The sequence below is a fragment of the Brevundimonas sp. 'scallop' genome (genome assembly GCF_011045535.1).
Lineage (GTDB): Bacteria > Pseudomonadota > Alphaproteobacteria > Caulobacterales > Caulobacteraceae > Brevundimonas > Brevundimonas vesicularis.
The window spans coordinates 1,239,365-1,253,088 of sequence record NZ_CP039382.1 but is presented as its reverse complement, the minus strand read 5'-3'; the positions used below and the strand labels follow the sequence as shown (position 1 = coordinate 1,253,088).

Genomic DNA, 13,724 nt, shown 5'->3' with positions numbered 1-13,724 from the left:
ATCATTCGCGATCACGAACCGAAGTTGAACAGGGCGTCAGCGGCGTTTTTCTTGGAGCGTTTCGTCTCGATCGCGGCGCGCGAGCGCGCGATCTCGGCCTCAAGCGCGGCGATCCGCTCCTGCAAATCCTCGACGGCGTAAACGTCCAGGTCTTCGCGTGACAGGGCCCGCAGCGGTTCGCCGCGTTGCGGGCGGGGTTCAAGATCTTCGAACATCGTCGCCTTCCTTTCGCGCTGTCATGGCCAAGGCGGTCCACGGTCCCTATCTGAACGCCCGGATACGGACGAATGCAAGGCGAGTGCGATGCGCGTGATCGAAATCGAAGGCGGCTCCGGACCGGCCGAGGCCCTGAAGATCGCCGAACGGCCCGATCCCGTCGCGGGGCCGGGTCAGGTGCTGATCCGGGTGCGGGCGGCGGGCGTAAACCGGCCGGACCTGCTGCAACGCACCGGCGCCTACCCCCTTCCCCCCGGCGCATCGGACGTTCTGGGACTTGAGATCGCCGGCGAGATCGAGGTTGTTGGAGAGGGCGTCACGCGGTGGATGGTCGGCGACCGGGTCTGCGCCCTGCTGGGCGGCGGCGGCTATGCGGAGTTGGCCGTGGTCGATGCGCGTCATGTCCTGCCGATCCCCGAGGGTCTGGATTATGTGCAGGCGGCCGTGCTGCCGGAAACCGTCTTTACCGTCTTCGCCAATGTGTTCGAAGGCGGCGCGTTGAAGGCCGGCGAGACTTTGCTGATCCACGGGGCGACCAGCGGCATCGGCGTCACGGCCATCCAGATGGCCAAGGCCGCCGGCGCCCGAGTGATCGCCACCTCGCGCGGGGCGGACAAGGCCGCAGCCGCCAAGGCGCTGGGCGCGGACATCAGCCTGGACGCCAAGAGCGATGATCTGGAGGCGCAGATCCGCGAGGCGGGCGGCGCGGATGTGGTTCTGGACATGGTGGGGCGCGATTACGCCGCCCTGAACCTGAACAGTCTGAATGCGGGCGGGCGCTGGGTGGTCATCGCCTCCCTGACCGGCCCCAAGGTCGAGATGGATCTGCAGCGGATCATGCTGAAGCGATTGACCCTGACCGGATCGACGCTGCGCAGCCGCCCGGCGGACGAAAAGGCGCGTCTGACCGCGGCTGTCGAGGCGACCGCCTGGCCGTGGGTCGCATCCGGCAAGGTGAAGCCGCCTGTTCAGGCGGTGTTCGCGTTGGAGCAAGCGGCCGATGCGCACGCCGAACTGGAAGCCGGCGGGCACATCGGCAAGATCGTGCTGAGCGTCTAGTAGCGCCCGCCGCGCACGGGGCGCAGCGACGAGATGTTGTCGTTGAAGCCGCCGTTCAGGAAGCGGACATCGCCTTCGACGATGCGGCAGCGTCCCCGGAACTCGGCGTCGGTGCAGACTTCCCAGCGGCCTTCAACGCGCATCGAACTGATGCGGTCGTTGAATGGGGTGCGGCCCAGGTTGCGGTCTTCGCTGGTGAACTCACGCGAAGCGCCGCGGAAGTTGGCGTTCTCATAGACGGTGATCGAGGACCGACCCCAGCCACCGCCATTGCCGCCGCCCCAGCCGGGGCCGCCGTTGCCCGGACCGCCATTGCCGGGTCCCCAGCCGCCGCCGGGACGGCCGGGCTGGCTGTCTTCATAGTCGCCACGGAACCGCCCGCAGACCAGCAGGCCGTTGTCGTTGTTGATCTCCTCGCCGCCGCAGCGGTTCAGCTCGATCGACGTGCCGCGCATCCGGCCGCGCGTATCGCGGCAATCGGCATAGAGACGACCGCGATTCACATAGGCTTCCGAACACGACTGGATATAGCCGCCGCGCGGGGCGACGCGTTGCTGCGCATAGTCCTGGCCCGAGGCCATCGCTGCGGCCAGAGCCGCGCCAAGCAGAATGGACATGGTTGTTCTCCTCTCCCGAAGCTGAAAAGCTTCATTACCGCGAAGGTTGCGTCAGGGCGGATGAACCGTTGCTGTATGGGATTGTCGCTCAGCGTTTTCTTTTGTGTCGAATAGGCCTATATCGGCATCATACGCGCCCGGTCGAAAGGCCGGGCGCCGTCGTATCCAACGCCAGCCGAAGCCTCATTCGGCGGCTCAACAACACCGGGACGAACGCCCCATGAGCGACATTCTGATGCCCAAGGCCACTGCGGTCTGGCTGGTCGACAACACCTCTCTCAGCTTCGAGCAGATCGCCGACTTCTGCGGCCTGCACCCGCTTGAAGTTCGCGGCATCGCCGACGGCGACGTGGCGCGCGACATCCGTGGCGTGGATCCCGTCACCGGCGGCCAGCTGACGCGCGAAGAACTGGACAAGGCCCAGGGCGACGAAAACTATCGCATGAAGGCGATCGTCAGCCGCCACGCCGAACTGCTGAAGTCGGCTAAGCCGGCCCCGAAATACACGCCCGTGTCGCGTCGCCAGGACCGCCCCGACGCCATCGCCTGGTTCGTGCGCAACCACCCCGAGGTGACGGACGCCCAGATCGCCAAGATGCTTGGCACGACCAAGTCTACCATCGAGAGCGTGCGCAACCGCACGCACTGGAACAGCGCCAACATCAAGCCGGTCGACCCGGTGACCCTTGGCCTCGTCGGCCAGCTGGCGCTGGACGAGATCGTCAAAAAGGCCGCGGACAAGAAGGCCAAGGACGACCTGAAGAACGGCGGCGGCACGATCCAGCCCGTCGAACAGGTCGAGGCCGAGCCCGAGTTCGTGCCGGAAGCCCGCCAACGTCCCGGCGCCGAGCCGACGGCGGAATCGGTGTTCGGCACCAAGGACTGATCCGCGTTCGCGTAACGAAAACGGCCCCGGAGAGCGATCTCCGGGGCCGTCGTCGTTTTCAGGCAGACGGACGCTAGGTCGCGCGCGCCTCCAGACTGGTGATTTCTTCCTTCAGCCGAAGCTTCTTCTGCTTCAGCGCCCTGACCTGCAACGGATCCGTGGACGGGCGGGTAAGCTCCTTCTGGATGGTCTCATCCAGGGTGCGATGACGATTACCCAGTTCGCGAATACGAGCCTCGATGGTCATGGCTTGCGCCTCCTTTGGTTAGGGACCAGTAGAGTGAGCGCCCGGTTTGGCGCGCTGTGTAATCACTTTCCAGTGACAGCCCGTCGCCCCGGACCCGAAGGAGGCTGACCCCCAAAATGGACGATGATGTGAACGGAGCCATACGGAACCCGCCCGCCAGACTGGTGGTCGGAATCTCAGGGGCTTCCGGCGCCGTCTATGGCGCCCGGGTGCTGGATGCGCTGAACGATCTGGGCGTCGAAAGCCATCTGGTCGTGACCAAGGCCGCCCTGCTCACATTGTCGCAGGAGACCGATCTGTCGCCCGACGAACTGACAAACAAGGCGTCGGTGGTCCACAAGCTGGGCGACGTGGGGGCGACGATCGCCTCCGGCTCTTTCCGCACCCTGGGCATGATCGTGGCGCCCTGCTCGATCAAGACGATGAGCGAGATCGCGACAGGCGTGACCTCTACCCTGCTGACGCGGGCGGCCGACGTGACGCTGAAAGAGCGGCGACCGCTGGTGCTGATGGTGCGCGAAACGCCGTTCCACCTGGGCCATCTGCGCACCATGACGGCCTTAGCCGAAATGGGCGCGATCATCGCCCCGCCCTTGCCCGCGCTTTACGTCCGGCCGAGCTCCATCCTAGAGATGGTGGACCAATCGGTGGGGCGGACGCTGGACCTGTTCGGCCTGGATTGGGGCGCGGTGCGGCGCTGGGAAGGCCTGAAGTCATGAGGCTGTGGGACTGGGCGGTCGCCGCCTATGTCACGCCGGGGGTCGGTGAGGCGTGTCTGGCGCTGCAGGACAGCCACGACCAGAATGTGCCCGTGCTGCTGTGGTCCGCCTGGGTCGCGGCGACAGGCCGAAAGCCCGACGAAGAGACGATCGAGGCGGCCTGCGACACCGCCCGCGCCTGGGACAGCGTCGTGGTCGCCCCGCTGCGTTCGGTGCGGCGCATACTGAAAGCACCGGTTCCCGATATCGACGACGGCCCGCGCGAAAGTGTGCGCAACCGCGTCAAGGCGCTGGAGCTGGAGGCGGAACGGCATTTGCTGGACGCGCTGGAGGCGCTGGCGCCCGAACCTAGCGGGCCGGCCCGCCCGATCATCGACGGCCTGGCAGCCACCGCCCGGATGTGGGCGGACGTCACCCCGCGTCCGGCCCTGATCCGGCTCGCAGACGCCCTTCCGGGCTGAGATCAGCGTGGCTATAAGCGGCCTGAGACGAGCGGCGTGGAGATGACACGATGAACGACGACACGCCTGCGATCACCGAGGAAATGGCCGAGCTTCAGGCGCGGGTGAACCATCTGCGCCAGGAACACGCCGACCTTGACGCCTCGATCGAGGCCTTGGGTCAGGCCGCCATTCCCGATCAGCTGATGATCGCCCGGCTGAAGCGAAAAAAGCTGGCGCTGAAGGACGAGATCGTGAAGCTGGAAGACCGCATCCTGCCCGACATCATCGCCTGATTTGGCCGGGCGAGCGGCAGGTTCCGCCCTGCGACCATCCGCCGCCCTGCCCTAGCCCCAAAGTCGCCAAAGCCCGCGGGCATAAGCCCTCCTCCCACGGAACGCCGTGCGCTGTCGGGGCGCCGCTTCCTTCATTCCAGAGCGTAGAGACGCTGGAGAGGCCGCCGAATGCGACGCCTGCTGTCCAACGCGCCGATGGCGCGGTGCAAAACCTTGTTGATCCACTCCGGCCAGACGGCCGCCTTCGCCGCCGTGGCCGTCTTCGCCGCCGCCGCCGCGCCAAATGCCGCGCGCGAGGCCGCCTTGCCGCCGCCGACCCAGATCGCCGCGCCGGTGTCGCCGCCCCTGAAGGCCGAGGTCGAGAAGGCGGGTCCGATCACGCGCCAGATTGCCTTCACCGCCCCGGTGCGCGGCTATGCGATCAACTCGCCATTCGGCCTGCGCAAACTGGCCATCGAAGCCAAGGCGCGCGCGCACAAGGGCGTGGATATCGCCGCGCCGAAAGGCACGACCGTCTTCACCGCCGCCGAGGGCGAAGTCATCCGCACGGGCTATGACCCCGAGGGCTATGGCAACTTCATCGAGGTGCGCCACCCCAACGGCATGAGCACCCTGTACGGCCACCTGAGCCGGATCGATGTGGCGAACGGCGATGCGGTCGCGCCCGGTCAGCGGATCGGTCTGGTCGGCTCCACCGGCTATTCCACTGGGCCGCACCTGCATTTCGAGGTCCGTCGCGGCGGCGCCCAGGTCAATCCGACCAAGGTGGTCGATCGCCATTTCGAAGTGACGGTGAAGGCCAAGGCCTAACGCGCATCGCGTTGCGACGGACGCCGCAAACGTCCTAGTGTCCCCTCTCGTTCTGGGAGGGATGAATATGAACAAAATCGTCGCCGCCGTCGTCGCGGGCTTGTTGGCCGCCACGCCCATCGCTGCCTCGGCGCAGGACTATGGGCGCTACAGCGACGCCGCCGCACAGACCGAGCTGTCGCGCCTGGCGGATGTGCAGATGGCGGTCATGGTGCCGATGCGCGACGGCGTGGGACTGGCCACCAATGTCTATCGCCCCAAGAACGCGTCTGGCCCCTTGCCAACCGTGTTCGTCCGCACGCCCTATAACGAGCTGGCCTATAACGCCCGCACCACGCGTTCGGCCTTGAGCTGGGTCAGCAAGGGTTATGCCTTCGTCATCCAGAACGAGCGGGGACGGTATTTCTCGGGCGGCGACTATCAGATCCTGGGCTATCCCCAGACCGACGGCTATGACGCCCTGACGTGGATTGCGGCCCAGCCCTGGTCGAACGGCAAGGTCGGCACCTTGGGCTGTTCGTCCTCCGCCGAATGGCAGCTGGCCCTGGCGGCCCAGAACCATCCCGCCCATGCCGCCATGGTGCCCCAGGCCTCGGGCGCCGGCATCGGCAAGGTCGGACGCTTCCAAGAACAGGGCAACTGGTACACCGGGGGCGTGCCGCGCAACCTGTTCTTCGTGTGGCTGTACGGCGTGGACAATCCGCAGCGCGCCCAGATCCCGATGGATCTTGACCAGGAAACCCGCGCCCGGATCGTCCGCTACAACGACCTGGACGCCAAGAAGCCGGATGTGAATTGGCCCAGCCAGATCCGGCATCTGCCGGTCAATGACATGCTGAAGGACCTGGGCGAGCCGGCCGGCACGTTCGAGGAACTGATCGCGCGCACCCCATCCGATCCGGCCTGGCGTCAGGGCGGCCTGTATCACGACGACATGGGCTGGGGCGTGCCGTCCCTTTGGTTCAACAGCTGGTATGACGTCTCCATCGGGCCGAACATGGAGCTGTTCAACCACGCCCGGTCCACGACCCAGGATCGCGAGGCTGCCGAGAACCAGTATGTCGTGGTCGGCCCCAACAACCACTGCGCCTTCGGCGGCCTGGGGCCGAACTACAAGTCGGGCGACCGGCCGCTGGGCGACGCCACCTTCGACAGCGACGCCCTGGTGCACGCCTGGTTCGATCGCTGGCTGAAGGGCGAACGCCGCGCCTTCCCCGAGAGCACGCCGCACGTGCAGTATTTCAATATGGGCGAAAACGCCTGGCGCACAGCCGCGCAGTGGCCGCCGGCCGGGGTCAAGACGGTGCGGATGTATCTGCGCTCAGGCGGCGGGGCCAACAGCTTGAATGGCGACGGCCTGCTGAGCCTTCAGGCGCCGCCCGCCGGCGAGCCGGCCGACCGCTATCGCTATGATCCGATGAACCCGGTCCAGACCATCGGCGGCGGCGATTGCTGCAACGGTGGGCTGGTCACGGCCGGGGCCTTCGATCAGCGACCGATCGAAGCGCGCAACGACGTGCTGGTTTATACGTCGGAGGCGCTGACCGAGCCGATGCAGGTCACCGGCTTCATCGATGCGGTGCTGAAGGTGTCGTCTTCTGCGCCCGACACCGATTTCGCGGTCAAGCTGGTGGATGTGGCGCCGGACGGCACGGCCTATATCCTGGGCGACACCATCATGCGGGCGCGCTATCGCAACGGCTATGATCGCCCCGCACCCCTGACGCCGGGCCAGGTAGCGACCGTGCAGCCCACGCCGCTGACCATCAGCAACACCTTCCAGCCCGGTCACCGCATCCGGGTCGAAGTCACCAGCTCCAACTTCCCCAAGTTCGTGCGCAACCTGAACACGGGCGGACCGAACGAGACCGAGAGCCAGGGCGTGGTCGCCGACAACGCCATCCATCACGCGGGCGACGACGCCTCCTATATCGACCTGCCTGTGGTGAAATAGGCGCCCCGCGCCGAAGTCGCTGGCGTCCCCTGTCGTCGGATTCTAGTCTGACGACAGGGATTTGGGAGGCGACATGGCGGCGTTGACGCTGGATGGGGTGAACAAGCGATACGGCGATTTCCACGCCGTGCGCGATCTGAGTTTTCAGGTCGAGAAGGGGTCGATCTGCGGCTTTCTGGGACCGAACGGGGCGGGCAAGACCTCGACCCTGCGGATGATCCTGGGGTTGCAGCCAGCGACGTCGGGACGGATCGAAATCCTGGGCGCCGACGACGGGCGCAAGGTGCGCGACCGGATCGGTTTCCTGCCCGAGGAACGCGGCCTCTATAAAAAGATGACGCCTGTCGAGGCCATCGCCTTCTTCGGCGCGCTGAAAGGCCTGCCGGTCGCCGAAGGCCGCAAGCGCGCCAAGACCCTGCTGGAGCAGCAGGGGCTCGGCGAGGCGCAGAAAAAGAAGATGAAGGAGCTGTCCAAAGGGATGGCGCAGAAGGTGCAGCTGATCGCCTCGGTCGTGCACCAGCCTGAGTTCGTCATCCTGGACGAGCCCTTCTCCGGTCTGGACCCGATGAACCAGCAGGGTCTGGAGGCGATGATTCGCGGGCTGGCCGCGAACGGCGCCACGGTGCTGTTCTCCACCCACGTGATGCAGCATGCCGAGCGGCTGTGCGACAAGGTCGTGCTGCTGGCGCGTGGCAAGAAGGCGTTCGAGGGGACGGTGGATCAGGCCAAGGCCACCTCGCCGCGCTTCCTGGATCTGGACGGCGCGATCAGCGCGGACGCCGCCGCCGCCCTGCCCGGCGTGGCGGGCGTCGAGACCCTGTCCGACGTGGACGGCGTGCGTCGCCTGAAGATCGCCTTGGCGCCAGGCGCTGGGGGTCAAGATACGTTGAAGACGGCCTTCCTGAACGGCCTGGACGTGCGCGGCTTCGCGCTGAAGGAGCCGACGCTGCACGACGCCTTCATCGGCCTGACCGGCGACCATCCCGACCAACCCGTCGCATCCGTGGAGGCTGTCCGATGAACCGCACCCTGCTGATCGCGCGACGCGAATATGTCGCCTACGCCAAGACCGTCGGCTTCTGGCTGTCGCTTCTGGCCTTCCCGCTGTTCGCCGTGCTGGGCGGCGGCATTCCGGCGCTGATCAAGGCCTCTGAGCCGATCAAATCGGTGGCGGTGATCGAGGAAGGCCCCAATGCGACAGGTCTGGCCGCCGCCGTGCGCGCCTCTCTGCAAGCCGACGTGGATCGTCAGAACGAGCGCTTGCGCGAAGCCGCTGACAAGGGACAGGCGGGCGCCGGGCGCGCCGTCGCCTCCATTACCGGCCCCAAGATCCGTCTGGTTGACACGCCGCCCGCCATCGCCGACGCCGTCGGCCCGGCCCGTGACGAGGCGATCCGCAAGGCGCTGGACAAGCAGACCTCGAACGCCAGGCGCCTCGACGCCGTGGTCTTCCTGAGCCGCACGGATGGAAAGCCCGCCGCCCAGGTCTGGACCGCGCGCGCCACCGACAACGACGTCTCCGGCTTCGTCCGCAATGCGCTCCGGGATGCGCGGCGCACCGAGCTTTTGACCGCCGCCGGGGTCGCCCCCGCCGTGGCGCAGGAGGTTCAGACCTTCCGGCCCGAGGTGAAGTCCTTCTCGCCAAGCGCGGCCAGCGGTGGCGAGGTGTCGATGCGTGACCGAATCCCGTCCTTCATCGGCCTGGGCGTCGGCTTCCTCCTGTGGTCGCTGGTGATCACCGGCGCCTCAATCCTGCTGAACAGCGTGATGGAGGAGAAGTCGAACAAAATCCTGGAAGTGCTGCTGTCCTCGGCCTCGGCGACCGAAATCCTGACGGGCAAGGTGCTGGGCGTGGCGCTGCTGACCCTGACGGTCATGGGGGTCTGGGGCGGCATCGGGGCCTTCACCCTGATTTCGGCCTCGCCCGAGACGGCGGCGACGGTCGGACAGGTGCTGCTGCACGACGGCCTGATCTTCTATTTCATCGCCTATATGGTCGGCGGCTACCTGATGTATGCGGTGCTGTTCGCAGCCATCGGCGCCTTCTGCGAGACGCCGCGCGACGCCCAGACCCTGATGGGGCCGATCATGATGATCCTGGTCGTGCCGATCCTGGTGATGCAGATGGCCCTGACCAGCCCGGATGCGCCGGTGGTCACCTTTCTGTCCTGGATCCCCTTCTTCACCCCCTTCCTGATGAGCGCCCGCGCGCCCAGCGATCCGCCGCTGGTGGAGGTGATTCTGACGCTGATCGGCATGTTCGCGACCGCCGCCTTCATGGTCTGGATCGCCGGGCGGGCCTTCCGCGCTGGCGCGCTGTCGGACGTGAAGCTGAGCTGGAAGAGCTTTGGCCGGGCGATCACCGGGCGGGCGTAGAAGGCAGGATCGCCACCTCCCCGTCGCGTCGCGATGGGGGAGGTGGCGCGGCGCTTCTCTGTGGGACTTCAAGAGTCCTCCACCACGCTCCGCAGGTAAGAAACGCAAAGAAAAAGGCCGCTTCCCGAAGGAAGCGGCCTTAAATCTTTCGGCTTTCGCCGGGGTCTTAACGACCGCCGGGAACGCGCGGCTTCGGCGCGGGCAGCAGGCCCTCGCGCTGCATGCGCTTGCGCGCCAGCTTACGGGCGCGACGGATGGCTTCAGCCTTCTGACGGGCGCGCTTTTCCGAGGGCTTCTCGAAGTGCACGTGGCGCTTCATTTCACGGAAGCTGCCCTCGCGCTGCATCTTCTTCTTCAGGGCTTTGAGCGCTTGGTCGACGTTGTTGTCGCGAACGAAAATCTGAACCAGGTTAAACTCTCCTTTGGACGCCCGCCGCGTCCTGTGAGGGAGACGGGCGAACAAAATAAAATCGTCTTCCGACAGCCGGGCTCTCGGATGAAGGCGCGCTGATACACGAGCCGCCTCCTTCTGTCCAGATCGTCGCGACCATTCTTCAAGGCTCGAAACGCCATGACGACCGGCGTATGATCGCCCTTATGACCGAGACGACAGACTGGGCCGACCGGACCGAACAGACCGTGCTGGACGCCGCCATCGCCCGCGCGCCCGCCCTGGGTTGGAACGCGCGTCTGGTGCGCGAGGCCAGCGAGGCGTGCGGGCTGTCACAGGGCGACGAGGAATTGCTGCTGCCCAACGGCGCGCGCGATCTGGCGGCCCTGCTGTCGCGCCGCCATGATGCGAGGGCGCTGGCGGCTCTGGGTGAAATCGACGCCAAGTCGCTGAAAGTTCGCGAGCGAATCGCCCGCGCGGTGTCCGAGCGGATGGAGGCTGGCGCCGCCGATCTGGAGGCCACGCGTCGCTGCGCCGCCTTCCTCGCCCTGCCCGTCAACGCCGATCTGGGGCTGAAACTGGCCTGGGAGAGCGCGGATCATCTGTGGCGCTGGGCCGGGGACGAGACGACCGACTGGAATCACTATTCGAAGCGGACGATCCTGTCGGGCATCCTGATTCCCGCCCTGACCATGCGCTGGTTCGACGGACGCGAAGCGGCGGAGGCCTTCGTCGCCCGCCGGATCGAAAACGTCATGGCCTTCGAGAAGTGGAAGGCGGGCAAGGATTTCGACGCGCCGTTCCGAAAGGTCAGCGATGCACTGAGCCGCATGCGGTATGGGGCGAAAGCCTAGACCTCGGCGGAGCGAAGCTCGGCGCGATTGTCGCGCAGCGCCTGATCGCGACCAGATTGGTGTCCAAGTTGGTATACCCCGACGCCTAGGATCAGAACTGCAACGCCAGGTATGGCGCCTGCCAGCACGCGTGAGCGGTCAGCTCCGTCTGAAGTTCTTTGGTCTACGCGCGGGCCATCGGCAGAGACCGATGAACCGATCAGAGCCATTGCCATCGCCATTAGGAACAGAACCATCGGGGGTGTTCATATTCAGACGCTCTTGGTGATTGCAGATCGATTGTCACGCTCAGCGGCGTCTTTTCCCAGGCGCCCACCGAGGTCCACGCCGGCGACAATCAAGGCCAAAGCGGCCGCGGCCAAAGACACGCCGAGCGCGCCAACCCGCGAAGATTGGCGGCCATTCAGTGCGCTGATCACTCCAACAGCAGAGGTTGAGACCAGCAGAAGCGCGAGTGACACGGTGAGCGACAGCGACATGGGTCGACCATGACGCAAGTTGCGTTTAGCGCAACTCAAATATCAGACCGCTCCCAACACCCGGTTCACATGCGCCATCTTGCGGCCAGGGCGGGCCTCAGCCTTGCCGTAGAGGTGCAGGCGTTCGTCGGACTTGGCCGACAGCTTGCGCCAGTCCTCGACTTCGTCGCCCAGCAGGTTTGTCATTTCGATGCGGGCGTGGGCCGTCGTGGGGCCGAGCGGCCAGCCGGCGACGGCGCGGATATGCTGTTCGAACTGGTCGCAGACGCAGCCGTCCTGGGTCCAGTGGCCGGTGTTGTGAACGCGCGGAGCGATCTCGTTGACCAGAAGCACGTCGTCTCCGAGGTCGAACAGTTCGACGCCCAGAACGCCGACGTAGTCCAGCCCGTCCAGGATCGCCTCGGCGATGGCGCGGGCGCGAACTTGGGTTTTCTCGTCCACGGCGGCGGGGGCCAGGGTGGTGCGCAGAACGCCGCCTTCGTGCCGGTTCTCGCCCAGCGGATAGACCGCCATATGGCCGTCCCAGTCGCGGGCGGCGATGACCGACAGTTCGCGCACGAAGGTCGCCTTGGCCTCCAGGATGGCCGGACGACCGCCCAGGCTTTCCAAGGCGGCGGGCGCGTCCTCGATGGCGTGGATCCAGACTTGGCCCTTGCCATCATAGCCTTCGCGGCGGGTCTTCAGGAGGGCGGGCAGGCCCAGTTCGGTCAGGCCGACGACCAGATCGTCCAGTGTGTCGATGACGGCGAAGGCGACCGTCGGGGCGCCGACGGCATTCAGGAAGGTCTTTTCGTCCACCCGGTCCTGCGACACGCGAAGCGCGGTCGGTCCCGGCGCGACGAGGGCGCCGGCTTCGGCCAGACGCTCGATGGATTCGGCCGGCACGTTCTCGAACTCGAAGGTGACGACGTCTGCGGCGCGGCCCAGCGCCGACAGGGCCTTTGGGTCGTCATAGGCGGCGACGATCTGGCGCGCCGAAACCCGGCCGGCCGGGCTGTCGGCCTCGGGGTCCAAGATCACGACGTCGAAGCCCAGGCGCGAGGCGGCCTGGCTCAGCATCCGGCCCAGTTGGCCTCCGCCGATGATGCCGAGGGTCGAACCGGGGGGAAGCGGAAGATCAGGCACTCAGTCCTCGACGGTTTCTGCGACGGATTCGGTCTGGGCGGCGCGGAAGGCGGCCAGGCGTCCGGCCAACCCCTCGTCCGACAGGGCCAGTATCTGGGCGGCCAGGATGCCGGCATTGGCGGCGCCGGCCTCGCCGATGGCCAGGGTGGCGACCGGAACGCCCGCTGGCATCTGAACGATCGACAGCAGACTATCCATGCCCTTCAGCGCCTTGGACTGGACCGGCACGCCCAGCACCGGCAGTTCGGTCATGGAGGCGGCCATGCCCGGCAGGTGGGCGGCGCCCCCTGCTCCGGCGATGATGACCTTGTATCCGGCGGCCTTGGCGCCCGTGGCGAACTCGACCAGGCGTTGGGGCGTGCGGTGGGCGCTGACGACCTTGGCGTCCCAGGCGACGCCCAGTTGATCCAGGCGATCGGCGGCCAGCTTTATGGTCGGCCAGTCGGACCGGCTGCCCATGATGATCGCCACCGGGGTTTCGGAAGTCGCCATGTCTGCAAGGCCCCTCGCGGAAAGGCGCCGGTTACAGCACGCGGGTGACGCCCGCAACCGCAACACCGTGATTTCAGCCGTGTCGGCCCGTAATGTCGGCCTTCAATGTCGGCGGATCACGCTCTACCATCGTTCGACCGCGCGACGCAGACTGAGTCGCGCCTTCGGAGCCAACCCTGCGCCGTGACCGACGTGGCCGAACACGACCTGACCGCCGAGATCGCGCGCCTGCGCGTCGAGCTGGAAGCGTGGAAGACGCGCGCCGCGGCCGCAGAGGCCGCCGCCGATCACGATGTGCTGACCCCCGCCCTGAACCGGCGCGGCTTCATCACGGCGATGCAGCGGACCATGGCCTATTGCCAGCGGCACGGGGTGCCGGCGGTGCTGCTGTATCTGGACATGGACGGGTTCAAGAGCGTCAACGACAGCCTGGGCCATGCCGCCGGCGATGCAGCCCTGGTCGCGGTGGCCGAGCTGTTCCTGGCCAATCTGCGCGAGTCGGATGCGGTGGGCCGGCTGGGCGGCGACGAGTTCGCCCTGCTGATGTTGCACGCAGGCTATGAAGAGGGCCGGGCCAAGGCGCGTCAACTGGCCGAGGCGCTGAAGACCGAAGGCTTCGTCTGGGACGGCCAGAAGACCGAACTGGGCGGCTCGTTCGGTGTGCGCGCCTGGGACGGCCATACCGACGCCGAGATCTGGCTGACCGAGGCCGACGCCGCCATGTGGGTGAGGAAGAAGGGGCGCTGAGGCCCCTTGCCGCCCC

General features: G+C 66.7%; 18 protein-coding genes. 11 read left to right on the top strand and 7 right to left on the bottom strand.

Annotation, left to right across the window (positions count from 1 at the left end):
* Positions 1–11: 11 nt before the first annotated feature.
* Positions 12–215, bottom strand: a complete 204-nt coding sequence (locus E4341_RS06180; protein WP_055754990.1) for a DUF1192 domain-containing protein — start codon at positions 213–215, stop codon at positions 12–14.
* Positions 216–303: 88 nt separating this feature from the next.
* Here E4341_RS06180 and E4341_RS06175 point away from each other — a divergent pair, with 88 nt between their 5' ends.
* Positions 304–1,275 carry an NAD(P)H-quinone oxidoreductase gene (locus E4341_RS06175; protein ID WP_165115957.1) on the top strand — a complete coding sequence of 324 codons (972 nt, stop codon included), beginning with the start codon at positions 304–306 and terminating at the stop codon, positions 1,273–1,275.
* On the opposite strand, the gene E4341_RS06170 is transcribed toward E4341_RS06175, so the two are convergent.
* Entirely contained in the window at positions 1,272–1,892 is a 621-nt protein-coding gene (locus E4341_RS06170; protein ID WP_165115955.1) for a beta/gamma crystallin-related protein, read from the bottom strand. The two genes, E4341_RS06175 and E4341_RS06170, sit on opposite strands and share 4 nt — an antisense overlap.
* Positions 1,893–2,112: 220 nt before the next feature.
* On the opposite strand from E4341_RS06170, the gene E4341_RS06165 reads away from it, so the two are divergent.
* On the top strand, positions 2,113–2,778 hold the full coding sequence (locus tag E4341_RS06165) for a DUF1013 domain-containing protein (RefSeq protein ID WP_039245300.1): 666 nt from the start codon (positions 2,113–2,115) through the stop codon (positions 2,776–2,778).
* 73 nt (positions 2,779–2,851) lie between these two features.
* On the opposite strand, the gene E4341_RS06160 is transcribed toward E4341_RS06165, so the two are convergent.
* Entirely contained in the window at positions 2,852–3,025 is a 174-nt protein-coding gene (locus E4341_RS06160; protein ID WP_017505994.1) for a YdcH family protein, read from the bottom strand.
* Between the two features lie 116 nt (positions 3,026–3,141).
* On the opposite strand from E4341_RS06160, the gene E4341_RS06155 reads away from it, so the two are divergent.
* The 7 genes from E4341_RS06155 (at position 3,142) to E4341_RS06125 (ending at position 9,620) form a co-directional block, all read left to right on the top strand.
* Entirely contained in the window at positions 3,142–3,744 is a 603-nt protein-coding gene (locus E4341_RS06155) for a UbiX family flavin prenyltransferase (protein WP_165115953.1), read from the top strand.
* The gene (locus tag E4341_RS06150) at positions 3,741–4,205 is read left to right on the top strand and encodes a TIGR02444 family protein (RefSeq protein ID WP_165115951.1); all 465 of its coding nucleotides are present in this window, start codon (positions 3,741–3,743) and stop codon (positions 4,203–4,205) included. Before E4341_RS06155 ends, E4341_RS06150 begins: the two co-directional genes overlap by 4 nt.
* Positions 4,206–4,255: 50 nt before the next feature.
* Positions 4,256–4,480 carry a YdcH family protein gene (locus E4341_RS06145; protein ID WP_017505991.1) on the top strand — a complete coding sequence of 75 codons (225 nt, stop codon included), beginning with the start codon at positions 4,256–4,258 and terminating at the stop codon, positions 4,478–4,480.
* A 168-nt stretch (positions 4,481–4,648) separates the two neighbouring features.
* Complete coding sequence (locus E4341_RS06140; protein ID WP_045810279.1) at positions 4,649–5,290, top strand: M23 family metallopeptidase; 642 nt, start codon at positions 4,649–4,651, stop codon at positions 5,288–5,290.
* A 67-nt stretch (positions 5,291–5,357) separates the two neighbouring features.
* The gene (locus E4341_RS06135) at positions 5,358–7,244 is read left to right on the top strand and encodes a CocE/NonD family hydrolase (RefSeq protein ID WP_200932846.1); all 1,887 of its coding nucleotides are present in this window, start codon (positions 5,358–5,360) and stop codon (positions 7,242–7,244) included.
* Between the two features lie 73 nt (positions 7,245–7,317).
* Positions 7,318–8,265, top strand: coding sequence for an ABC transporter ATP-binding protein (locus E4341_RS06130; RefSeq protein WP_017505988.1), 948 nt, complete (start codon positions 7,318–7,320; stop codon positions 8,263–8,265).
* Entirely contained in the window at positions 8,262–9,620 is a 1,359-nt protein-coding gene (locus tag E4341_RS06125; RefSeq protein ID WP_165115947.1) for an ABC transporter permease, read from the top strand. Before E4341_RS06130 ends, E4341_RS06125 begins: the two co-directional genes overlap by 4 nt.
* Before the next feature lie 166 nt (positions 9,621–9,786).
* On the opposite strand, the gene rpsU is transcribed toward E4341_RS06125, so the two are convergent.
* Positions 9,787–10,029, bottom strand: a complete 243-nt coding sequence (gene rpsU / locus E4341_RS06120) for a 30S ribosomal protein S21 (protein WP_026108547.1) — start codon at positions 10,027–10,029, stop codon at positions 9,787–9,789.
* A gap of 188 nt (positions 10,030–10,217) precedes the next feature.
* On the opposite strand from rpsU, the gene E4341_RS06115 reads away from it, so the two are divergent.
* A complete protein-coding gene (locus E4341_RS06115) occupies positions 10,218–10,865 on the top strand; it encodes a COQ9 family protein (RefSeq protein ID WP_165115945.1) in 648 nt (215 codons plus the stop codon).
* A gap of 251 nt (positions 10,866–11,116) precedes the next feature.
* On the opposite strand, the gene E4341_RS06110 is transcribed toward E4341_RS06115, so the two are convergent.
* From E4341_RS06110 to purE, 3 genes are read right to left on the bottom strand one after another with little or no spacing between them, the layout of a single operon-like run.
* Positions 11,117–11,344, bottom strand: coding sequence for a hypothetical protein (locus E4341_RS06110; protein WP_165115943.1), 228 nt, complete (start codon positions 11,342–11,344; stop codon positions 11,117–11,119).
* 42 nt (positions 11,345–11,386) lie between these two features.
* Positions 11,387–12,469 (bottom strand): 5-(carboxyamino)imidazole ribonucleotide synthase, encoded by a 1,083-nt coding sequence (locus tag E4341_RS06105; RefSeq protein WP_165115941.1) that lies wholly within the window; start codon positions 12,467–12,469, stop codon positions 11,387–11,389.
* Positions 12,470–12,961 (bottom strand): 5-(carboxyamino)imidazole ribonucleotide mutase, encoded by a 492-nt coding sequence (gene purE / locus E4341_RS06100; protein ID WP_165115939.1) that lies wholly within the window; start codon positions 12,959–12,961, stop codon positions 12,470–12,472.
* A gap of 183 nt (positions 12,962–13,144) precedes the next feature.
* Here purE and E4341_RS06095 point away from each other — a divergent pair, with 183 nt between their 5' ends.
* Positions 13,145–13,708, top strand: coding sequence for a GGDEF domain-containing protein (locus E4341_RS06095; protein WP_165115937.1), 564 nt, complete (start codon positions 13,145–13,147; stop codon positions 13,706–13,708).
* The last annotated feature ends 16 nt before the right edge of the window (positions 13,709–13,724 follow it).